This window comes from Candidatus Ozemobacteraceae bacterium, assembly GCA_035373905.1.
Taxonomy (GTDB): domain Bacteria; phylum Muiribacteriota; class Ozemobacteria; order Ozemobacterales; family Ozemobacteraceae; genus MWAR01.
Map to the genome: position 1 here is coordinate 22,474 of DAOSOK010000012.1, position 22,024 is coordinate 44,497.

The window sequence follows — 22,024 nt, forward strand, 5'->3', positions numbered from 1 at the left end:
CCGGCTTGAGCGGGGGCGGGGCAGGGGCGGGGAGAACCCGCCCCTGCCGGCGGTCACTCGGCCTGGATGTCGGTTTTCGCGGGACGGCCGAATTGCGATTCGGTCCAGGTGAAGAGGACGGGGAGGACGAGGAGCGTCAGGGCGGTCGAGGTGACGAGGCCGCCCATGACGACGATCGCGAGAGGCTTCTGGATGTCGGCGCCGGAGCCGGTGGCGGCGAGCATCGGCAGGTGGCCGATGAACGACGTGAGGGCGGTCATCATCAGCGGCCGGAACCGCACCGCGCAGCCTTCCTTCACCGCCTCGAAGACCGCGATGCCCTCGTTGATCCGCTGTCTGAAGAAGGCCAGCAGCAGCACCCCGTTCTGGACGGCGATTCCCAGTAGCACGATGAACGCGACCGCCGCCGAGACCGAGAAGGTGAGGCCCGAGGCCCGGAGGGCGAGCACGCCGCCGATGAGGGCGAACGGTAGGTTCAGAATGACGAGAACGGCGTCTCGGCCGTTTCCGAGCGCAAGCATCAGCAGGATGACGATCAGGGTCAGCGCGAACGGCACGACCCAGGCGAGGCGCGTCATGGCGCGCTGCTGGTTTTCGAACTGGCCCCCGAGTTCGATGAAGTAGCCCGTCGGAAGAGCGTTCATCAGCGGGGCGAGACGTTGGCGGAGATCGGCGACGAAGCCCCCCAGGTCGCGGCCGCGGACGTTGCCTTCGACGACCATGCGGCGCCGGCCGTTTTCGCGCGTGACCTCGATCGGAACCTCGACGGTTTTCAGTCGGGCGACCTGGGCGAGCGGCACGCGCGTGCCGTCCGGCGCTGGAATCGTCAGCCTGCCGATCGCCTCGGCGTCGTTGCGGGACTCGCGCGGATACCGCACGCGAACGCCGATGCGCTTCTCGCCTTCGACGAGCGTCGTGGCGAGGCGGCCGCCGACGGCGGTTTCGATCAGCTCGTTCACGTCCGAGACGTTCAGCCCCCAGCGGGCCGCCGCCGACCGGTCGACCTCGATGTCGAGCTGCGACATGCCCGCGAGCTGGGTTGCCTTCGCGTCGACGGCCCCCGGCACCTTCCCGAGAATCTCGGTGACCTGGCGCGACAGGGAGGCCAGCACCTCGAGATCGGGGCCGAACACCTTCACGGCCACGTCGCTCTTGATGCCGGAGATCAGTTCGTTCACCCGGAGGGCGATCGGCTGGGAAAACGAGTAACGAAGCCCGGGAACGGATGCCAGCCTGGTTCTGACGTCGTCGATCACGGCGTCTCGCGAACGCGTTTTCTGGTATCCGCTTTTGAGCATGACGAAAATGTCGGTCTGCTCGGGGCCCATCGGATCCTCGGAAATCTCCGCGCGCCCCGTTTTCGAGACCACGGTTTCGATCTCCGGAACATTCGCGAGCAGACGTTCTATTTCGCCGGCTACGGTAACGGCCCCGTCGAGCGAGGCGTTCGGAAGCCGGACCGCGTTGATGGCGAGCGCGCCCTCGTCGAGCAGCGGCATGAACTCGGTGCCGATGTCGCGGCCGGCACGCACCGTTCCGGCGAGAAGGGCGAGCGCCAGCATCGCCGTCGCGAACGGCCTGCGCATGATCGCGGCGACCGTGCCCTCGTAGGCCCGGTGGATCGCCCGGATGAACCCGAACTCACGCTCCTCGCCCGCGGGGAGCATCCAGACCGACCATGCGGGCACGAGCAGGAACGCGACGACGAGCGATGCCGCGAGGGCGATCAGCATTGTGGCCGCGAGGGGGCCGAACATGCGCCCCTCCATGCCTTCGAGCGTCAGAAGCGGCACCAGGACGATGACGATGATGAAGATCGAAAAGATCGTCGGTCTCGCGACCTCTGATATAGCCGACGCTATAGCTTCGATCCTCGACTCGCCCGCATGCCTGTGCGCAAGGTGCCGCCGGGCGTTCTCTGCGACGACGACCGTGGCGTCGACGACCATGCCGACCGAGAACGCCAGCCCGCCGAGGCTCATGAGATTCGCTGTCATGCCCCACCAGCGCATCACGAGGAAGCTCGCGAGGAACGTGAACGGCAGCGAGAGAACGACCAGGAGCGCGGTTCGCAGTTCCGCCAGAAAGAGGAACAGGACCAGGATGACGCACACGCCGCCTTCGAACGTCGCGTCAACGACGGTCGCGATGCAGGCCTCGATGAGGGAGGTCCGGTCGTAGAACACATCGAGCTCGACCCCCTTCGGCAGGGCGCGCCTGATGCCGGGAATCGCGGCTTTCACCCGATCGACGACGTCGCGCGCGTTCGCGTCCTTGAGCATGATGACCATGCCCGCGACCGCCTCGCCCTTGCCGTCGCGCGTCACCGCGCCCTGTCGCTCGGCGTGGCCGGGCTCGATCGAGGCCACGTCGCGAAGCCGCACGGCGACCCCGTCGCTCGCCTTCAGGACGATCTCGCCCAATTCTTCAGGGGATCGGACGAGGCCGATGGATCTGATATACGTTTGTTCCCAGCCCTTGACGATGAACTGGCCGCCGGCGTTCGCGTTGTTGCGCTCGATCGTGTCGAGGATGTCGCGCATCGACAGCCGGTATTTGATCAGCCGCTCGGGACGGACGAGGACGTGGTATTCCTTCATGAAGCCGCCGAAGCTGTTGACCTCGGTGACGCCGGGAATCGGCCGCAGGGCCGGCGCGACGAGCCAGTCCTGGAGGCTGCGGAGGTCCGTCGCCGACAACCCGCCGCCCGCGAGGGTATACTGGAAGATCTCGCCGAGTCCCGTGCTGATCGGCGCAAGCTCGGGCTCGACACCGGGGGGCAGGTTCGCGCGGGCCTCTTCCAGCCGCTCGAGGACCATCTGGCGCGCGAAGTAAATGTCGGTGCCGTCCTCGAAGATCACGACGACCTGGGAAAGGCCGTTCTTCGACAGCGACCGCACCTGCACGACGTGCGGGACTCCGCCCATCTTCTGCTCGATGGGGTAGGTGAGGCGCTGTTCGACGTCGGCCGCGGTCAGGCCGTCCGCCTGCGTCAGGACCATCACCTGGACGTTCGTGACGTCGGGAAACGCGTCGATCGGAAGCTTCTGCCACGCGGCGAGGCCCGCGAGAACGAGGCCCGCCGAGATCAGCAGGACGAAAAAACGGTGCGTGAGGATGTTGCGAAGAAGGGAGTGCATGTCGGCTCTCTCGGTCAGTCGGCGCAGCCGGCGCCCATCTTCTCGCGCAGGACGTCGGATTTCAGAAGGAAAGCCCCCGAAACGGCGACCTCATCCCCAGCCTGCAGGCCGGTTTCGATCACGATCCGCTCGCCGATGCGGCGGCCCGGGAGAACGTCGCGCTTCACGAAAAGGTCGGCGCCCTGTCGGACGAACACGAACGACTCGCCCTCGTTCTCGACCACGGCGGAGACCGGAAGGGTCGGCTTCGTTTCCGGCTTTCCGAGAAACAGGCGGGCTTTGACGAAGACGCCCGGTCGCAGGAGTTCGCGATGGTTCTCGACCTTGAGGCGGATGGGGAGCGTTCTCGTGTCGCGGCAGATCTGCGTGTCGAGGCTGACGAGTTCGGCGGGGAAGCTCGTTCCGGAGGCCGTGTCCGCGGTCACTTCGGCGAAAACCGGCCCGCCGTGAAGCGCTTCGGCGACATCCGCGATGTCGCGCTCGTGAATCTCGATGACCGCCCAGAGGTGCTTCAGATCGGCGACCGTCAGGAGCTTGCGGTCGGGGGCGATCATGTCGCCGACCAGGCCGTCTCGCTGTGAAATCCGGCCGGTGATGGGGCTGCGCAGAATCATTTCCCCCCGGCATGCCGCGGAATCCGGCTTTTTCGCCAGTCTTCCGATCTCGTCGGGGGAAAGGCCGAACAGGCGCAGACGCCGTGCGGCATTTTCCTGCTCGATCTGCGCGAGGTCCCGAGCTGCCCGGGCCTCCTGGACTTCCTGCGCCGAACCGATCTCCTTCGCATGCAAGGCTTCGGCCCGCTCGAGCTTCTGGGCGGCAAGCTTGCCCTCGGCCAGACGCTTCAGATACTCGAGCGCCGCCTGCGCCAGATCCTGGCTTTCGAACACGGCCAGCGGCTGGCCCTGCCTGACCGGGTCGCCGATTCGCACGCTGATCGAGGCCAGACGGCCCGCCGCCCGCGGCGAGACGATGCGCACCGTATCCTCGTCGAACGCCATTTCGCCGGTCGCCTCGAGGGTCGCCGCGATCGGCGTCTGCTCGAGTTTCTCTGTCCGTATCAGGGTGCTCTGCGTCGCGGAGACCCGGACGGCGCCGACCTCGTACCGGCACTCGTCGCACTCGATGATCGGAACCTTGTGCTCGCACGGCTCGGCAAACGCATCCGGGCCCGTCGAGCCGCCGTGCGCATGGCCTTCATGGTCGCGACCGTGATCCTCGTGCGCATCCTCACCGGCGGCGCCGGGAGCGGTCCGTTCGTGCGCCTCGTGCCCGTGTTTGTGCTCGTCCTCTTCCGCCCACGCGGAAAAAGAGGACGGAAGGGCGAACATGAAAAAGAAGATAATAATATATGCAATATTATAATAGTAGGCTCTGTTGAACATCGTCGTTTCTCCGATCATCCGCGCGGATCCATCTTTCGCGCGAATCGACATGCAGAAGGGCTTCAGCGGCACTCCCGCAGGGAATATGTGATCAGCCTTCTTCGTTGCACACTTCGAGCTTCACGCTTCAAACTTCACATCAGTGCTTCTCGCCGACGAGGCAGATCCCGCAGAGGTTCTCGATGGCGTCGGCCGCCTCGTACAGCTCTGCGAGCGCCTCGATATGTTCGCGTCGGCTGTCGAGATGGGCTTTCTGTGCCTCGATGACCTCGAGCTGGTCCGCGCGGCCGAGGCGGTATGCCTCCAGCGCCATTTCCATCAGTCGCCGCGTATCCGGAAGCACGCCCCGGCCGAGCCGTTCCACGCTGGTCTTCGCTCCGTTGAACCGAGTGATCTGCCCGTCGATCTGGTGCTCGAGATCGAGCCTGCGGGCCGCACGCTCGGCTTCGATCCGCCGGCCTTCCCCGGCGAGATCGAGCTGTTCGCGGCGCACCGTGCGGCGGTCGGGAAGTTCGGCCTCGAGTTCGATGACGAACGTGTGCCTGTCGTCCTCCTGGAACCGCCTGAACCCGCCTCCGGCCGCCCAGATCGGCTTGCCTCCGGCATCCGCGGCCAATACCCGGGCTTTTCGGTGGTTTTCGGCGGCATCGAGCTCCCGCAGGTCGGGATGGAAGGCCAGCATGCTTTCGATGAGCTCCTCGCGCCCGGGGAGCGAAATATCGTCGCCGAGCGAACCGACCGGGCAGAGAAGCGGCGACTCGGCCTGGCCGACGGCGCGCGCCAGTTCGTTTCGCGATTCCCTGACCTGGCTGGAGGCGCGTTCACGCTCGACGCGCGCACGTTCGAGCTCGACCTGAGCCTTGAGAATTTCAGAGCCGGGGGCCGCCCCCGCTTCGACACGCGCCCGGGCCGCGTCGAGTCCTCGTTCCGCCAGATACACCGCTTCGGAAGCCGTTCTTTCGAGCTCGTCCCGCACGATGGCGCGATGAAACGCCGTCTGAGCGGCGCTCGTGATCAGCCACAGGCGGTTTCGGGCCGCCTGCCGGGCCTGATCGAGATCCGCCCGCGCGACCTCCCTGGCGGCGCGATTCCGCCGCCCGTCGAGCAGCGGCCGTTTCAGCGCGATTGTCGCTTCGCTTTCCGAAAAACCGGGAAAGCGTCCTCCGGCGTTTTCGGCCTCGATGGCCACGGTGGTCGGTCCCCGCTCGCCTGCGAGGCGGACGGCCGCTTCCCGCCGTGCGATCTCGGCTTCACCTATGAGAAGCGAGGGATGCGAGGCGGCGCGCGAAAGGATCTCCGGCAGGGTGACGTGTTCCGGTTCTCCGGCATACGCCGCATGAGCCGGAAGAAGGGATGCGAAAAAAAGCAGAAGAGATGCGAAACGCATGGGTGCGAAAACTCCTTCCCGTTGTCTGAACGCAAAAAAACGTGTGCTGAAACGTTCAGGCGGGGAGGGAGATGGGGGGGCGGAAGAGTTCCGCCGCGAGTGGGTCATCGTGGCCGACCGGCAGACGCGGAGGAGGGCACCGGGCCGAGGAGGGACGTTCGGTGGTTTCCGCGGCCGCGGCGATGAAGCTGCTGCAGTGACTGCAGGCAAGCATCGTGCAGAAATGGTGGGATTCGGAATCGGCCACCGGCGAAACGCTGCGTTCGGCGTGGTGCGGGTCGTTGCAGCACGCATCCGGGCAGATGCCCATGGTGCCGATGAGCAGGCAGGCGAGCATGACCAGACACTGCAGCCTTGCGATGATTCGGATTCCGTGGGTGATCGTGCTCATGGCGTTCACTGTGAATCATACATGCCGGGCGGTTCCCCCGTCAATCGCCGGCCGCCGCAATCGCTTCAGATGCGACGCCGCAGGTTGCGTCAGGGGTTCGTCTGCGGCATCGCCTGGAATCGGCGCATGAGGATATGCGTGTAGGCGATGCTGATCGCGTCGGCTTCGTTGTCGTCCTTCGGCGCGACCTTGAGTTCCCCGGAGATCATGCGCATGACGTCCTCTTTCGAGGCCCGGCCGGAGCCAGTGATCGTGAGCTTGACCCGCGCCGGCGGGTAGAAGAACACCGGGATGCCGGCTTCGGCGGCGCAGAGGCGCGCGACGCCGCGCAGTTCGCCCAGGGCGATCGGGGTCTTGCGCGACGTGCGCTCCGGCAGGAAGACGTCTTCGATGGCGGCTTCGGCCGGTTTGAACCGGCTGATGAGTTCGACGAGCAGGTCGCGAAGCCGCAGCAGGCGTCCAGCCGGATCGCGGCGCGCGAGGGCGATGCTGGAACTCCAGATCACCTTCGGGCCGCAATCTTCGAGAATGCAGACTCCGAGACGTTCGGCGAGGTCGAGGCCGAGGATGACGGCCACTCAGTTCGGTCCGTTCTCTTCGCGCGGGTAGAGCACGACCGAGACGCCGCTGACGATGCCGGCGAGGGCGCCGGTCAGGTAGATGTTGTCGTAGCCGAGAAACTGCATGCCCATCAGCAGGAGGAACAGCACGCAGCCGACGAAGATCATCCGCTTTTTTTCATACGGCTTCATCGCGAATGTGCTCCGTCACTGTGGCATCCGGGGCATCGGCGGGCGGTTCCCGCCCGAACGGTGGTGACGCCGCTTTCCGCGCCTCCGGCGATTCGAATCGCCCTGGTTCGGGGCTCTCATGCCGTTCTGAGGCGCCTGTCTCGGCTCCCGCGGCATGCCTTGGTTCTGGAACTGGCGCACCGGCGGCCTGCCGCCTTTGGGCGGGGGCTGATCATCGTATCCCGTTTCGATTTCCGCCTCGACCTGCCTGACCGGGGCCCGGGTCGCATCACTGACGACGCGCTCCATGTCGAGCATGAACCGGACGGATTCCAGGTCCTCTTCGGTGTGACCGCCGAAATTCTCGAAATACCGGTGCCGGGCCTCGTCGAGGTCGGACTGTCTCCCGAACGGCTGGTTCTGGAAGCGCTGTTGCTGCTGTTGCTGGCCTCGTTGCCCCTGGCCGTGTTGCATCGGGGGACGCGGCTGGGGCAGAATCGCGGGAGGAAGCTTCTGCGCGTCGTCCGGGGCGGCAGCGAACGCCGCCGTCTCGACGGGCGGCTGTGCCAGAGGTGCAGCTTCCTGCGTCTGGGATATTGAGGTCTGAACCGGAATGTCCGCCGTCGCCCGGTAGGAGGCGCGCATCGGTCTCTGCGGGCGGCCCTGGGGCCTGGCCGATTCGAGCGGCGGAGGGGCGGTGTCGGGCCGTGCGATTCCCAAGGCTGACTCGTCGGCGCGGGATCCGGGAATGGCGCCTTCGAACGGCAACCGGGGCTGTTCGATGTCCGGCTGCTCTGCCGGAGCAGGTTCAGAGGGCGGGGACGGCTGCCGCTCGGGCCGGCGCTGGGCGTTCTGCTGGCCGCGATCGCGCTCCATGCGCTGGTGCTGCTGCGGAGCAGGCATCGCGTCTTCCATCCCCCGCGCCTGGTGCGCCGGAAGATTGTCGCGCAGGAACGCCTGCGGCAGGAACGCATTCAAGTTGAATTCGGCCGGCGGAAGGCCGAGCACGCGCGCCAGTTCGTCGCGGAGCTTGTAAATCTCATCGGCGTTCCAGGTGTGCTCGGGCACCAGCTTCTGAAGCTTCTTCGAGGCGTTCTCGACGCGCAGCTGGGCGTAGTTGCCCATGATAAAGCCGGGAAAGATGGAAAGTTCGTCGAGAATCTCGAGGGGATACTGGACCTCTTTTTCGCCTTCGAAACCGCATCTGGAAAGGAGTTCCCTGAGGGTGTCGAACACGGCGATGCGGGCCTTGTTGCTGTCGCGAGACGTCCGGAACTCCTTGAGGAACAGCGTCCGGAGATACTCGAACGGCGGGGTCTGCTCGAAGCAGGCGAGGAAGCGGCGAAGCCCCTGCTTGTGGCGCTCGGCGTTCTTGAGAATCTCGGGGGCGAGACCGTTCTCGTTCGAGAACAGGGCTTCGATGATCTTTTCCGAGCCGCCCGAGTATTCCTCGACCGTCTTGAACTGGCGGCTCAGAATCTCGCTCGTCTTGCCCTGATATATACTTGACAAAATAATAAGGAAAAAATGGACGTTCGGATCCATGATCTCCCGCTCGATCCAGCGCCAGAGACCCTTCCGGATGTATTTGTTGCGTCGCTTGTACATCGTGCCCAGACACTCGTGCACGATCGTGCGTTTGAGGGCTTCGAGCAGTTCCGGCGTGAAGACGGGCGCGGCCGCTTTTTCCGGCTGGGACTGGACGGGGGGCGCCTCTTCACCGGTCAGGACGGAGATGTCCAGTTCGATGATGCGGCTGCTGAGTTTCGTCGAGGGCGGGGCCAACGTTTCGCCGCTGCGCTTGAGCATCAGCAGGGCTTTCTTGACGCGGACCGCGGCGACGCCCTGCTCCTTCTGGAACTGTTTGGCCTTCGTGTCGAGCGTGTATTTCTGGCCGCGGGCGAGATAGGGAACGCAGATGTCGACGACGACGAAGCGCTTGTCGTCAGGAGCCGAGTGCTCGAACACGAGGTCGATCACCTCGTTGCTTTCCACGAGCACATGGTCGGCGCGCTGGAATTTCCATGGCTTGGGGCTGGAAAAGATTTTCTGAAGCCGCTCCTCGATGATGGCGATGTTCTGCAGCAGGCTTTGCTTGATGGTCAGATACTCGCGCTCGAGGTCTTCGGCGGATTTTTGAACGGTTGTAGAACGGCGATAACGTCTCACGAATGAATGTCTCCGATTTGTTGCCGGGAACGCTTGAAAAAGGTCGAACCCGGAAAATGTGGTCCGCTCCAGGGCGGACGGTTGCGATGCCGGTCGCGCGGCGCGCGGTGTTGAAAACGCGGTCTTCGTTCCTTCATCGCGGGGGCCCGGCAGACGTTGCCGGGCGGTTTCGCATCAGAAATGCTCCGGTACGGTGAATGAAATGACGTGGTGAAGCCCGAGAAATGTCGTGGGGGTCAGGGTGTAGTCACGGATTCCGCAGGATTCGAGGATCGAGAGAAGGTCACGATCGAGCGTGAAGAGGCCGAGTTTCGAAAATACCGGGTGAAACCGATCTTCGATCCAGGAGAGGACGGGATTCCTGCTGCGCAGATGGTTGATCATCACGACCTTCGCTCCAGGTTTGGCGACGCGCAGGATCTCCCCGATGGCGCTTCGCGTGTCGGGAACGACGGTGAGCACATACGCCGCCAGAATCCTGTCGAAGGTGCGCGTGGGAAACGCCATCTTCGATACGTCCATCCGGAGAAGATGGGTGGGGCAGGAGCACTCTTCGGCGCGTTTTTGCGACTGGCACAGCATGCCGTGACTGAAATCGAACCCGACGACCGAAACCTGCGAGGGGTAATACTCGAGGCTCAGCCCCGTGCCCACGCCGACTTCGAGAACCGTCTGGCCCGGGCAGAGGTCAAGCTGCTCCACGGCGATACGATGGCCGTCCTCAAGCCACGGCTTGAAGAAAAGATCGTACAACGTGCTGTAGCGGTCGTAAGCGTGCTGAACCGTGCTGGCGCTATGCAAACGTGATGACTCCAAACGTGCGGCTGTCCTCTCCTGCCGCTGACGGATGAACTATAGCACACCCCGTCTGCGGTGTGCAACGTACTGAGTCGATTGCGGCCGCCTTGCCGGCATGGTCTCCCGAAATTGCCGAATGAAAGCCGGTCTCAATGAAATGGACAGGGAATTCCGCCTCTGGTATACTTTCAGGGTTCGAATTCTGATTTCGCCAACTCCAACACAGAGAGTCCCGGAGAACCGATGGCCAGACCGCTGTATCCCCCCCGTCGCAAACACGGGCCGGAAGAACATCCCCTTCCCCCCTGGTGGAAGAGTCCCCAGCTTTGGCTTGCCGGGCTCTGTATCGCGACCGTCGCCGGCGTGACGCTGTATCATTTCGGCGGCGATCTGGGAATTCCCGGCCTGCCGACCTCGAGCACGATCAGCGATCCCACAGCAACCGGAAAAGGCGGCGGGTATTTCGCCTTTCTCAAGGGTTCGAATCTCTGGCGCAAGACCTCTTCGTCGCTCGAGAGAAACGAGGACGAGCTCGTCGAACTCGGTCTGCCCAGCGAGACGATCCGCGTGCTCGGCGTCGATACGAAGACTGAGAATTTCCGTGACCGGCGTCGCCGCTTCGCCATCGAAAAATACGAGGCCGGACGGCGTCTCGCGGACGAGCAGGAAAAAGAGCAGAGCGATTTCCAGCGTCAGCGTTCGTCGCCCGTCGCCCTCGAGTTGAAAGACGCCGTCATGGCCCTCGAGACGTCCGGCAATCTCGGTATTCTCAAGCTCGAAGGCCTGCTTCGGGAACAGCTCCTGAAATCGGGCGGAAAGCGGGAGAACCTCGATATCCTTGTATACGCATTCCAGAACCTCGGAGACATGTATACCCGCAAGAACATGAAGCTGAAGGCGAAGGAGTCGTATCTGTCGGCGTTTCAGTTGATGAAGGAACAGGCCCCCGCGGAGCAGGGGCCTGAATGGGATCGCGTTATCGCAGAGGTCGGGCGGCTCGAGGCTAGAGAAGGCGGCAATTGAGAACGCAGTTTTCGGCCACCGGGACGTTGTTCTCGAGCAGGTCTTTCACATCCGAAATAGGGCGCATGATGACGAAGCGCCGCGTTTCCTTCGGAGAAAGGTTGAGTTCGTCGTGGTTCAGCTGAGCGGACAGGTTGGCCAGATTCTGTGGCTTGCTCACGAACGTGGGGTAGATTCTCACGTGCGATACGGCCTTGTTCGAGGTGTTGACCACATATCCCCCGATATACAGGTTGCGTCGATCGATTCTGACACCGGTCTTCTTGACCACCACGGGCAGGTCTTTCACTTCGGCGAGAGGCACGTACGCGGTGGCTGTTTTCTTGAAGGCATACACCTTCGCCGGCTGCAGGATTTCCTGCGTTTTCTTGGCGGCCTGGGCGAAGTGACTGTTGAATGACAAGGCTATGAAGGAGGCCAGGATCAGGCCCATGTGCTTACGGTCTATCTTCATGTTTGTTTCCTCGCTTCGTTCTCTGGTATTCCACGATTCTCATCGGCATGAACTGCAGGCGACGTTAGCGTCTTCGGCACGAAATTTGCCTGAATCGCGCGAACCCTCATCCCGAGCCCGCGGAAGGGGCATCACGCTCGTGGAGATCCTCGTCGCGCTCTCGATTGCCTCGCTGGTGATGCTCCCGATCATTCTGCTGTTCGGCATCTCGGAAAAGGTCACCTACAAGAGCATCAATGAAGTCGTGGCGGCCAATCTCGCCATGCTCAAGATCGAGGAGCTCAAGAGCCGCCCGTTCGCCCAGCTCCGGCAGCTTATCGAGCTCTCCGCCCCCGACCCGATCGACGGGCCGTTCAAGGAATACGTCACACCGCGCGAGGCGAACGGCACCTGGAACTCGCCCGGCGTCGAATACACCCGCGAGGCGCGCCTCTCGTTCTACCCGAACGTCGATCCCGATGCCGGTTCGCCCGATTACGAACTGCAGAAGCGCAGAATCCGCATCCGGGCGATCGTGTATTTCACCGAGTCCGTGCCGGGCACCGGCAACAGGAAGGGGAAGGAGAAATCCTTCGAGCTCGCGACGATCCTTTCCGATGAAACCCTCGGTTCGGGCCTGAACAGTTCGTTCACGCCTTCGCTGCCGACCTCCAAGCCGTGAAGGAAATGAATATCATGAAATATACGCATCGCCCGGCCCGCCGCGCCGTCACCCTCGTCGAGGTCATGATCTCCCTGCTGCTGTTCGGCATCGTGCTCGTGACGGGCTATCTGTTCCTCAACCGCACGTTCGTCAGCCTCGAGCGTCAGCGCCAGTCGCTCGACACCCTGCACGAGGCCCGCGAGTTCCTGATGCTCATCGAGCGCGACCTGCGCGAGATGACGAAGCTCGTCAGCCTCGACACCGTGTTCCGCGGCAACCTGTTCGCCGAGGACAACGCCCTGTTCTTCTCGATGACCATCGAGGTGCCGCAGCGCATCGGCGACGGCACGACCACCGTCACCTGGTCGTACGAGGGGCCCGACCGGTATAAAGACTCGCCCGGCGCCCAGAAGATCATCTACCGCCAGGAAAAGGGGAAGATCAAACGCGCGATCGTGACCAAGCAGCTCGACTACCTCAAAATCTGGGGCACGGACGGCGCCATCTTCCGGAACCGCGACAAGGGCGAAAGTCTTGACAACTATCAGAAATACCTCGCCCCGCACTACTATTTTCCCACCAACCCCGGGAACGCCCTGAACGACCTATCGAAGGTACGCGGCATCGAGGTGCAGCTCTCGATGAACGAGTTGTATGACAAGGCCGGCGTGCCGATCAAGACCCGAACGTTCGTGACCCGCGTCTACTCGCGGGTGCTCAACGCAAAATATGAATAACTGTATAATACTACATATTTCTCGAACCCGACCAGGAGCGACCGCATGAACACCGCAACCGTCCGATCCAAGTTTCTCGACTTCTTCAAGGGGCACGAACACTACGTCCGAGGCTCTTTTTCGCTGATCCCGCAGGACGACCCGACGCTCCTCTTCAACAGCGCCGGCATGGCCCCCTTCAAACCGTATTTCCTCGGCCTCAAAACCGACCTCAAGCGCGCCGCCACCTGCCAGAAGTGTTTTCGCACGACGGACATCGAGAACGTCGGGTATACGGCCCGCCACCACACGTTTTTCGAGATGCTCGGCAACTTCAGTTTCGGCGATTATTTCAAGAAAGACGCGATCGCCTGGGCCTGGGAGTTCATCACGAAGGTCGTGAACCTCGACGTGAAGAAACTCTACGTCTCGGTTCACCACAGCGATGACGAGGCCCGCGAGATCTGGAACAAGAGTATCGGCGTTGCTTCCGACCATATCGTCACCCTCGGCGACAAGGATAACTTCTGGACGATCGGCGTCGGCCCGTCCGGTCCCTGCTCCGAGATCTACATCGACCAGGGCCCCGGCATCGGCTGCGGTTCGCCCGACTGCGCGCCGGGCTGCGACTGCCCGAGGTATCTCGAGTTCTGGAACCTCGTGTTCACGCAGTACAACCGCGCCGAGGACGGCGCGCTCACGCCGCTCAAGAAGAAGAACATCGATACCGGCATGGGCCTCGAGCGCCTCGCGGCGATCCTCCAGGGCAAACTCGACAACTTCGAGAACGACGTCTTCTCGGGCATCGTCGGCGCCATTGAGACGCGCACCGGCAAGCACTTCGCCGAGGGCGGCAAGACCCGCACCGCGCTGAAGGTCGTCGCCGACCACATCCGCGCGCTCTCCTTCGCGATCGCCGACGGCGCGCTGCCGGGCAACGAAGGCCGCGGCTACGTGCTCAGAAAGATCCTGCGTCGCGCTTCCCGGTTCGGCTACAAGTATCTCGGCCAGGAAGAGCCGTTCCTGCACACGATCGTTCCGACCGTCGCCCGCGTCATGGACGCCTACCCCGAGGTCGGGCAGAATCTGGAACTCGTCACCCGCGTCGTGAAGAGCGAGGAGGAGCGGTTCCTCCAGACCCTCAAGACCGGCAGCGAGATGCTGAACGGCTACATCGCCGACCTGAAGAAGGCCGGCGCGAAGCAGCTCGACGGCGTTCGCGCCTTCCAGTTGCACGACACCTACGGCTTCCCCCTCGACCTGACCCGCGAGATCTGCAAAGAGGAACAGCTGCTCGTGGATGAAACCGGGTTCAACACCGAGCTCGAGAAGCAGCGCGAGCGCGGCCGGGCCAACGTCGTCTCCGCGTTCGTGAACTTCAGCGCCATCAACCCGGCCGAATACGGGAAAACCGTGTTCACGGGCTACGCGACCATGACCGACACCGGAACGGTCCTGAACGTGGTCGAGGCCGGCGACGAACTGCTCGTCATCACCGACCGCACGCCGTTTTACGCCGCATCGGGCGGCCAGATCGGCGACCACGGCGTGATCCGCGGGAAAGGCGCCGAGTTCGCCGTCCACACGACCGACAAGGTCGAGGACGTGTTCATTCACCGGGGCGCATGGGTGAGCGCGGCCCGGTTCGGAAAGGGCGACCAGGTCGAGTTGCACGTCGATGTCGCCTCCCGGAAGGCGACGATGCGCAACCATACCGCCACGCACCTGCTTCACAAGGCGCTCCAGGAACTCCTCGGCGGCCACGTGAAACAGGCCGGTTCGGCCGTCGACCCCGACCGCCTGCGGTTCGACTTCACCCACTTCCAGTCGATCGATCCCACCACGCTCGGAGTCATCGAACAGCGCGTCAACGAGCGCGTCCTCGAAAGCTTGCCGGTGAACACCATCGAGACCAGCTACGATGATGCCGTCAAACTCGGCGCCATGGCCCTCTTTGGCGAGAAATACGGCGACGTCGTGCGCCTGGTCAGGGTCGGGGACTACTCGAAGGAACTCTGCGGGGGAACGCATATTTCCAACTCCTCGGAAATCGGGATGTTTACGATTCTCGGGGAGTCGTCGATCGCCTCCGGTGTGCGACGCATCGAGGCCGTGACCGGCGCCGCCGCGTATGCGCGGTTCCAGGCGATGCGCCAGGAAACCCGCGACCTCGCGAAGATCCTCGACTGCGACCCGAAGAGCCTGTTGCAAAAGGCCGAGAAACTTGTGTCGCGCGTGGGCGAGCTCGAAAAAGAGATCGAAGCGGCACGCAAGAGCGATGCGAAGGGCCAGATCGAGAAAGCACGCCAGTCGGTGCGCGTCATCGGCGGCGCCCAAGCCATCATCGCCCGGGTCGACGGCATGGGGGCCTCCGAACTGCAACAGATGACCGACGAGTTGGTCGGCAGCCGCGAAAACGTGCTCTGCCTGCTTGCGGGCGGCGGCGAGAAGGCGACCTTCGTCCTGAAGATCTCGAAGGATCTTGTCGGCAGGGGCCTGAACGCGGGCAAGCTGATCAAGGAAATCGCGAAGATCGCCGGCGGAAGTGGCGGCGGCCGGCCCGACATGGCCACCGCGGGCGGGAAGGAGCCCGCGAAGATCGACGATGCCCTCAAGGCCGCCGAATCCATCATCGGCTCGTCGTTCGGCGCCTCGGCCTGATCTCGCGCACGTCGATTCGAAAGATACTATCGGTAATGCCGCAGGGGCGGGTTTCAAACCCGCCCCTGCACTCTCTATGGAAAATCATATCTCATTTCCGATATGCGTGTGCGTCCTGAGCACGCGGTGCCGGGCGAGGGGGATGCATGAAATTCATTGCCTTGGATGTAGGGAGCAAGCGGATTGGCGTGGCGAGTTGCGATCGGCTCGAGATCGCCGCTTCCCCGCATTCGGTCGTGCCGGCCGGAAAGGATGCTCCGGCGACGATCGCCCGGCTGGTCGAGAGCGAAGAGGCCGATGGCCTCGTCGTCGGACTGCCGCTCTCGCTTGACGGCGAAGAGCACGGCGAGGCGTCGCGCATCGTCAGGGCGTTCGTCGAACGCCTTCAGCCGCTGATCAAGGTCCCGATCGAGTTTATCGACGAGCGCTTCACGACGAACATGGCGGTGACCAGCCTGATCGAGTCGGGCATGCGCCGCGAAAAGCGCCGTGAGATCCGCGACGCCGTTTCGGCCGCCCTCATCCTCAAGACGTTCCTCGACCGCCGCCGCTCGGCGAATCCAACCCATCCGGACGACGAATCTTGAGACCCAGTCCGCGGATGACCCTGATGAAGAAAATGTCGCGGCTGAACAACTGAAAAACCTCTTTCCATGGAGTTTCCGGGGGCGTGTCGAAATGGATTGATCCCGGCGTTCCTCTCTTCTTTTGTTGAACGAACTCGATTTTTCCCAAAACTCGACCTGAGCCTTTGCGGAATATGGCGGAGAGGCGGGGGGTGTGGTAGCATACGGGGCACGAAACGATGCCCTTCAACTATCTGCAAAGGATGCGATGAACGATGAGCGAGCTGAACTACAGAAGCGTACTGATTTGCGAAGATATCCGCCAGGAAGTGAACGGCCGGGTGAGCCTGATGGGCGTGCTCGCCTCGAAACTTTTCGTGACGCGCTTCCCGTTCAAGTTCCTCAAACTCTGCCTCTTCATCGAATGGGAGGAAGTGGTCGGAAAGTGGGACGTGGGCATCAACATCGTCAAGCCCTCCGGCACGCCGCTGCTGCCGAAGCCGCTGGCCGCCAGCATCGAGGGCCAGGTCGGCCTGACCGCGCGCTCGATGATCGTTCTCGAAAACTTCGAATTTCCCGAAGCCGGCACGTATCTGTTTGAATTCACGGCCAACGGCAAGAGTATCGGATGCGAGCGGTTCACCCTCGAGAAATACGAGGCCGCCCCCAAGGTCACGAATTGATCCATGGCCGGGTCACAGCCGAACGGGCGGGCGACCGCCGAACTTCTCGAAAAGGCGTATGCCGCGCCTGAAACGTTCGCCGAACGCGTCCTGCCGCAGATCCGGCAGAATATGGCCGAGTCCGTCCCGATCCTTCTGGAGGCGTTCGACGGTTCGAACGCGATCGCGAAGTCACTCGTTGCCGATCTGTTCAAGGGGCCCCTGAAGGAAGCGGCCCCCGCCGCTCTGATGGGCGAACTCGATGAAAAGCGGCCCGACCGGTTTGTCTGGGCCGCCCTGATCCTGTCGGAACTCCGCCACCAGCCGGCCGTCGAGCCGCTCATTCGGGCGCTTTCTTCGAAAAATATCCCCGTCTCGATCGCCGCAATCAAGGCGCTCATGACGTTCGGAACGCCCGCCGCTCACAAGGCACTGACGGAACTTCTGCTGAAATGCCCCGATGAGGTGAAGCTCGCCGCAGCCGAACGAGTGCTTGCCCCGGTCGCCGACCGCCTTTCCCCCGACCTACTCGCCGAATACGGCCGCCTCGGAACCGACCGTCAGAGCTGGATTCTGAAGTTCCTCGCCGAGGCCGGCACCGTTCAGGCGTTTCCCCACTTCGTCGCCGCCCTCGAAAAAGACCCGCTCGGCCTGGGCCTCTTCGGCGTGAAGGGCCTCGGCCGCGTCGGCACGGAAGAGGCTGTCGACGTGCTCGAAAAACATCTTTCGCACCCGGAATGGTTCCTGCGGAAACGCATCGTCGAGGCGCTCGGCCAGGCGAAAGCCCCGAATGCCGTTCCGCCCTTGGTGCGGTCGCTCGTCGATCCCTCGGTGCAGGTCAGGAGCGGAACGATCGAGGCGCTATCGAAGGTCGGCCATCTCGATATCCCGTTCATGATCGATCAGTTGAACACGGGAAATCGCGACCTGAAGGTGAATCTCATCCGGGTCATGGGGCAGATTCACGACCGGCGGCTGCTCGAGCCGATGGTGAAAACGCTTTCCGACCGTTCGATGCTGGTGTTCTCGCTCGATGCGATCGGCGATCTGGGCTTTGCCGAGGCGGCGCCCGCCATCGAGCCGTTCCTGCGGGATGGGGAATGGTTCAACCGGCTGAACGCGATCGAGGCGCTGGGGAAGCTTCCCCTGCCGAACCTCTACAAGCTCGCCGAAACGCTGATCGAAGACGAAAACGACATGGTCCGCAACTCGGCCAAGCGCATCATGGCGAAAACGGCCAACGGCTGAGCTCAGCCGAAGACGATCTTCTCGGCGTTCAGCAGGATGATGATCTTGTTGCCGAGCTTGCCCACGCCCCGCAGATGCTCGACGTTCACCCCTTCGCTCACATGAGAGGGCGGCTCGATCGACGTCTGCGGCAGTCGCAGGACTTCCTGGACGCGGTCGACCAGGAACCCGACCTTGACCTTTTCCCGCTCGAACGAGAGGATCATGATCTGGTCGTCGCGAATGTCGGCTTTTTCGGTCAGTTTGAGACGGCGTCTCAGATTTATAACGGGTAATATTTCACCGCGGAGATTGATGACGCCCTCGATATGGGACGGGGATTTCGGGACCCGGGTCATCGGCAGCATGTTGATGATGCCTTCGACCTGCTTGATTCCCAGGGCGTACGTTTCGCCGGCCATCTGGAAGCTGACCAGTTGGACGAGTTCGATAACCTCCTTCTGAGATTCGAGATCTTCGTCGTTCGAATCGTTTCCGCCGCCGCCCTGGAGGGAGTCGGGGAGGTCGTCCGGGGGCTGGAAGATGTCCTGGGTCTGCGGCTTTGCCGGTTGTCTGGGAGGTTGTTGTGCGGCCGGCCGAACCGGCGCGGGTTGTGCCGCCGGCCTCGTTCGCTCGCGCGGGGGAGCGGGGGGCTGTGGCTGACGGACAGGCTGTGGGGCCGGCGGAAGCGGCTGTGCCGGCTTGACCGGCTGAATGAACGCCGGTTCGGGCTCGGGTTCTGGTTCCTGAACGGAGGGAGGCTCGGGCTCGGGTTCAGGTTCCGGTTCCGGCTCGGGTTCGTGCGGGGATACGGATTCCGGCGCGGGCCGGGGTTCTCCGAAAGAGGCGGTCTCGACACTCGCCCCTGCCGGGGGAATCGGGAACATATCGGCTTTCTCGACCTCGGAGACGGACTCGATCTCTTCCGAGACGGCCTTTTCCGAGGAATTCGTCGTGATGACCATCATGAAAGCCCTGTCGAACTTTTCGTTCTCGAGATCCTTCACGGACGGGATGGATTTGACGATGGAGCACTGCTGTGCCTCGAGAGTGCGCAGAATCATGAAAATGCGCGGCCCCTTCAGGAGACAGTCGGGGACGAGGGATACCTTGAGGAGATAGGGTTGCCCTCCCTGCCGATGGGCTTCCTCCAGCTTCGCCAGTTCGGTCTCGGTCAGATCGAAGTAGGCAAGGTCGGATAATTCCGGGGGGTAGGGCGCGGCGGGAGAGCTGCCGGTAGCGGGTGATGTGCCGGCATCCGGGGATTGCTGCTCGGGCGCGGTTTCTCCCGCGGCGATTCTGGCGAGCTTCTGGGAGATCTCCGTCGGATCGATGCGCGAATCGCTCTGGTTGAAACTGTCCGTCACGAGATTGCGCAGGACGTCGAACGTCTCGAACAGCACGTCGATCAACTGGGGCGATACGGAAAGCTGGCGATTCCGGAGCTTGTCGAGAACGCTCTCCATCTCGTGGGTGAGATGGGCGATCTTCTCGAAGCCCATGGTGGCGGACATGCCCTTGAGGGTGTGCGCCGCACGGAAGATGTCCTCGATGGCGCCTATATTGCCGGGATTCTGCTCCATCGCGAGGAGCATGCGGTCCATCAGATCGAGGTTCTCCTTCGAACCGTCGATATAGGCACCCATATATTGTTGAAGGTCGAGATCCACCGCGGACTCCTTGGTCTGTTTTCCCCTACGTTCGTGTCTGGCCCTTCGTCTGGAAGAACGACGGAATGTCCAGGATCAACGCGATGCTTCCGTCGCCGCGCATCGTCGCGCCCATGATGCCGGGCAGTCCGCTCAGCAGATTACCCAGGGATTTGATGACGATTTCCTGCTGGCCGAGCAGCTCGTCGACCATGAACCCGGCCCGCTTTTCGCCCGATGCGCAGACGACGATCGACAGCTCGTCCTCCTTGTCCTTCTCGTCGCTCGTCTTCGGCACGTTCAGCTCGTTTCTCAGCCTGATGATCGGCAGGACTTCTCCCCGCAGCAGGGTTACTTCCTGGTGCTGCACGATGTTGACGTCGCTCTTTGTGATGTCCATCGTCTCCTGGACGGAGCCAAGGGGAATGGCGTAGGTTTCGGCGCCGAGTTTCACCATGAGGGCGGGCAGGATCGCGAGCGTGAGGGGAAGCTTGATGATGACCCGGGTGCCGATGCCGACCTTCGAATCGACGTCGAGGGAGCCGTTGAGTTCGTCGATCTTCGCCTTCACCGCGTCCATGCCGACGCCACGGCCGGAAATGTCCGTCACGGTTTTCGCCGTCGAAAAGCCGGGCAGGAAGACGATCTTGACGATTTCCTCGGGGGGCATCCTGTCGATCTGATCCTGCGTGAAGAGGCCTCGCTTGACCGCGATGGGGCCGACGATCGACGGATCGATGCCCCGTCCGTCGTCGCGCACCTCGATGATGACGTGGTTCCCCTCGTGGCGTGCGATCAGATGAATCGTGCCGGTGTCGCTTTTGCCGCGGGCGACGCGCTCGGCGGGATGTTCTATGCCATGGTCTATAGAATTGCGAATGATGTGGACCATAGGATCGCCGATCTCGTCGATCACGGTACGATCCATTTCGGTTTCCTTCCCCTCGATGACGAGGTCGATCTTCTTGTCCAGTTTTTTCGAAAGATCGCGCGTCATGCGGGGAAACCGGTCGAACACCTGTTCGATGGGCACCATGCGAACCTGCATGACGACGTTCTGGAGCGAACTGCTGATCTGGGAAACGCGCGTCAGCGTCTCGTTCAGGTCCTTCAGCTTGTGCGCGGCCCCGATGTCGGCGAGCCGCGTGCGGTTGATGACCAGTTCACCGACCAGATTCATCAGATCATCCAGCCGGTGCATGTCGACGCGGACGGTCTGGCTGCCGCGCTTGTCGGCCATCCCCGCTCCCGGTTTCGGCGGCTGGCCTGCCGGCGGTTTCCCGCCCCCTGCCGGCGGGGCCGGCGGAGTCGGGGAGGGCGGCGCGGCCGTCACGGCGGGCGACGGAACGGCATTCCTGGGAGCTGCCGGAGCGAGGGTCTGGGACGGCTGCCGCGGCGGTGCGGCGGGAGGCGGCGAAGCGGCCGTTCGTGTGGCCGAAACCGCCGGCGTCCGCTGAACCGGCTTCTGAACCGGCGGCGGCTCAGGCACAGGCGGCGGGGCCTGGACGGCGGGCGGCGCCGACGGCTGGATGAGCGGTTGGGCCTGGAGCGGGACCTCGGGTTGCGGGGTCCGAAGATCGTCAGGTGTGAGGGGCGTCACGCGGACGGTCTCGATCTCGGAAATCGACTCGATCCCGACCTTGACGTCGTCGGCTTCCGTGGGAGTGATCAGAAGCATTTTGAACGAAAGATCGAACTTCTCTTCCTCGAGGTCCTTGATCTCGGGAACCGATTTGATGATCTCGCATTTGAGTTCTTCAAGATTGCGCACGACCATGAACGCGCGCGGCGCCTTGAGCAGACAGTCGGCCACCAGAGTGACCTGCAACAGGAAGATGTGCGAGCCGCGCTGTTCCCCTTCGACGAGAACCTGGAGCTCGAACTCGTTCAGCGTGATGCCGGACAGTTCCGGCCCCGTCTCGGCCGGTGCCGCCTGCGCCGAAGTTGCCTGGCTCTCCTGTTGCTCGCTCGTGCCGGCAACATCCGCCAGTTTTTTCGAAATGGCGTCGAGGTTCACGTTCGAGTCCGAAGAAGAGATGCTGTCGTTGACGAGAATGCGCAGAACGTCGAACGTTTCGAACAGGACGTCGACGACGGCGGTCGTGACGGGAATTTCCCGGTTGCGGAGCTTGTCGAGAATATTCTCCATCTCGTGAGTAAGATGGGCGACCTTCTCGAATCCCATGGTGGCCGACATTCCCTTGAGGGTGTGGGCGGCGCGGAAAATCTCGCCCACGGAATCGATGTCGTTGGGATTCTGCTCCAGATTCAGGAGCATCTTGTCCATCATATCGAGGTTCTCTTTCGAACCGTCGATATACATGCCCATATATTGGGAAAGGTCGATATCCACCGGAACCGGCTCCCTTTACCTCGTCTTGCTGTCGTTCAAGGCGTCACGAATGAGGCGTGGTCAAACCCCAGA

18 protein-coding genes are annotated in these 22,024 nt (G+C 62.9%); 7 read left to right on the forward strand and 11 right to left on the reverse strand.

Going from position 1 to position 22,024, the window contains the following annotated elements; genetic code table 11:
* Positions 1–53: 53 nt before the first annotated feature.
* The 8 genes from PLU72_07565 to PLU72_07600 form a co-directional block, all read right to left on the reverse strand.
* Positions 54–3,140, reverse strand: a complete 3,087-nt coding sequence (locus PLU72_07565) for a CusA/CzcA family heavy metal efflux RND transporter (GenBank protein ID HOT28032.1) — start codon at positions 3,138–3,140, stop codon at positions 54–56.
* A gap of 14 nt (positions 3,141–3,154) precedes the next feature.
* The gene (locus PLU72_07570; GenBank protein ID HOT28033.1) at positions 3,155–4,522 is read right to left on the reverse strand and encodes an efflux RND transporter periplasmic adaptor subunit; all 1,368 of its coding nucleotides are present in this window, start codon (positions 4,520–4,522) and stop codon (positions 3,155–3,157) included.
* 139 nt (positions 4,523–4,661) lie between these two features.
* Complete coding sequence (locus PLU72_07575) at positions 4,662–5,909, reverse strand: TolC family protein (GenBank protein ID HOT28034.1); 1,248 nt, start codon at positions 5,907–5,909, stop codon at positions 4,662–4,664.
* 55 nt (positions 5,910–5,964) lie between these two features.
* Positions 5,965–6,300, reverse strand: a complete 336-nt coding sequence (locus PLU72_07580) for a hypothetical protein (protein ID HOT28035.1) — start codon at positions 6,298–6,300, stop codon at positions 5,965–5,967.
* 89 nt (positions 6,301–6,389) lie between these two features.
* Positions 6,390–6,878, reverse strand: coding sequence for a crossover junction endodeoxyribonuclease RuvC (locus PLU72_07585; GenBank protein ID HOT28036.1), 489 nt, complete (start codon positions 6,876–6,878; stop codon positions 6,390–6,392).
* Positions 6,879–7,052 carry a hypothetical protein gene (locus tag PLU72_07590; GenBank protein ID HOT28037.1) on the reverse strand — a complete coding sequence of 58 codons (174 nt, stop codon included), beginning with the start codon at positions 7,050–7,052 and terminating at the stop codon, positions 6,879–6,881.
* A 15-nt stretch (positions 7,053–7,067) separates the two neighbouring features.
* The gene (locus PLU72_07595) at positions 7,068–9,200 is read right to left on the reverse strand and encodes a hypothetical protein (protein HOT28038.1); all 2,133 of its coding nucleotides are present in this window, start codon (positions 9,198–9,200) and stop codon (positions 7,068–7,070) included.
* 174 nt (positions 9,201–9,374) lie between these two features.
* Positions 9,375–10,001 carry a class I SAM-dependent methyltransferase gene (locus tag PLU72_07600; protein HOT28039.1) on the reverse strand — a complete coding sequence of 209 codons (627 nt, stop codon included), beginning with the start codon at positions 9,999–10,001 and terminating at the stop codon, positions 9,375–9,377.
* Between the two features lie 240 nt (positions 10,002–10,241).
* On the opposite strand from PLU72_07600, the gene PLU72_07605 reads away from it, so the two are divergent.
* Positions 10,242–11,021 carry a hypothetical protein gene (locus PLU72_07605; GenBank protein HOT28040.1) on the forward strand — a complete coding sequence of 260 codons (780 nt, stop codon included), beginning with the start codon at positions 10,242–10,244 and terminating at the stop codon, positions 11,019–11,021.
* On the opposite strand, the gene PLU72_07610 is transcribed toward PLU72_07605, so the two are convergent.
* Complete coding sequence (locus PLU72_07610) at positions 11,002–11,475, reverse strand: hypothetical protein (protein ID HOT28041.1); 474 nt, start codon at positions 11,473–11,475, stop codon at positions 11,002–11,004. The genes PLU72_07605 and PLU72_07610 overlap by 20 nt on opposite strands.
* Between PLU72_07610 and PLU72_07615 the strand changes: the two genes are divergently transcribed.
* The 6 genes from PLU72_07615 to PLU72_07640 all read left to right on the forward strand — a co-directional run bounded on the left by PLU72_07615 (position 11,474) and on the right by PLU72_07640 (position 17,971).
* Complete coding sequence (locus PLU72_07615; protein ID HOT28042.1) at positions 11,474–12,136, forward strand: prepilin-type N-terminal cleavage/methylation domain-containing protein; 663 nt, start codon at positions 11,474–11,476, stop codon at positions 12,134–12,136. The genes PLU72_07610 and PLU72_07615 overlap by 2 nt on opposite strands.
* Positions 12,137–12,150: 14 nt before the next feature.
* A complete protein-coding gene (locus tag PLU72_07620; protein HOT28043.1) occupies positions 12,151–12,855 on the forward strand; it encodes a prepilin-type N-terminal cleavage/methylation domain-containing protein in 705 nt (234 codons plus the stop codon).
* A gap of 45 nt (positions 12,856–12,900) precedes the next feature.
* Entirely contained in the window at positions 12,901–15,495 is a 2,595-nt protein-coding gene (alaS, locus tag PLU72_07625) for an alanine--tRNA ligase (protein ID HOT28044.1), read from the forward strand.
* A gap of 146 nt (positions 15,496–15,641) precedes the next feature.
* A complete protein-coding gene (ruvX, locus tag PLU72_07630) occupies positions 15,642–16,082 on the forward strand; it encodes a Holliday junction resolvase RuvX (protein ID HOT28045.1) in 441 nt (146 codons plus the stop codon).
* A 254-nt stretch (positions 16,083–16,336) separates the two neighbouring features.
* Positions 16,337–16,744 carry a hypothetical protein gene (locus PLU72_07635; protein ID HOT28046.1) on the forward strand — a complete coding sequence of 136 codons (408 nt, stop codon included), beginning with the start codon at positions 16,337–16,339 and terminating at the stop codon, positions 16,742–16,744.
* 3 nt (positions 16,745–16,747) lie between these two features.
* Positions 16,748–17,971: a HEAT repeat domain-containing protein gene (locus PLU72_07640; GenBank protein HOT28047.1), complete on the forward strand. Its 1,224-nt coding sequence runs from the start codon at positions 16,748–16,750 to the stop codon at positions 17,969–17,971.
* Between the two features lie 2 nt (positions 17,972–17,973).
* Here the strand turns inward: PLU72_07640 and PLU72_07645 are convergent, their stop codons facing one another.
* The gene (locus PLU72_07645) at positions 17,974–19,620 is read right to left on the reverse strand and encodes a chemotaxis protein CheW (GenBank protein HOT28048.1); all 1,647 of its coding nucleotides are present in this window, start codon (positions 19,618–19,620) and stop codon (positions 17,974–17,976) included.
* 25 nt (positions 19,621–19,645) lie between these two features.
* Positions 19,646–21,952: a chemotaxis protein CheA gene (locus PLU72_07650; protein ID HOT28049.1), complete on the reverse strand. Its 2,307-nt coding sequence runs from the start codon at positions 21,950–21,952 to the stop codon at positions 19,646–19,648.
* Positions 21,953–22,024: the final 72 nt, after the last annotated feature.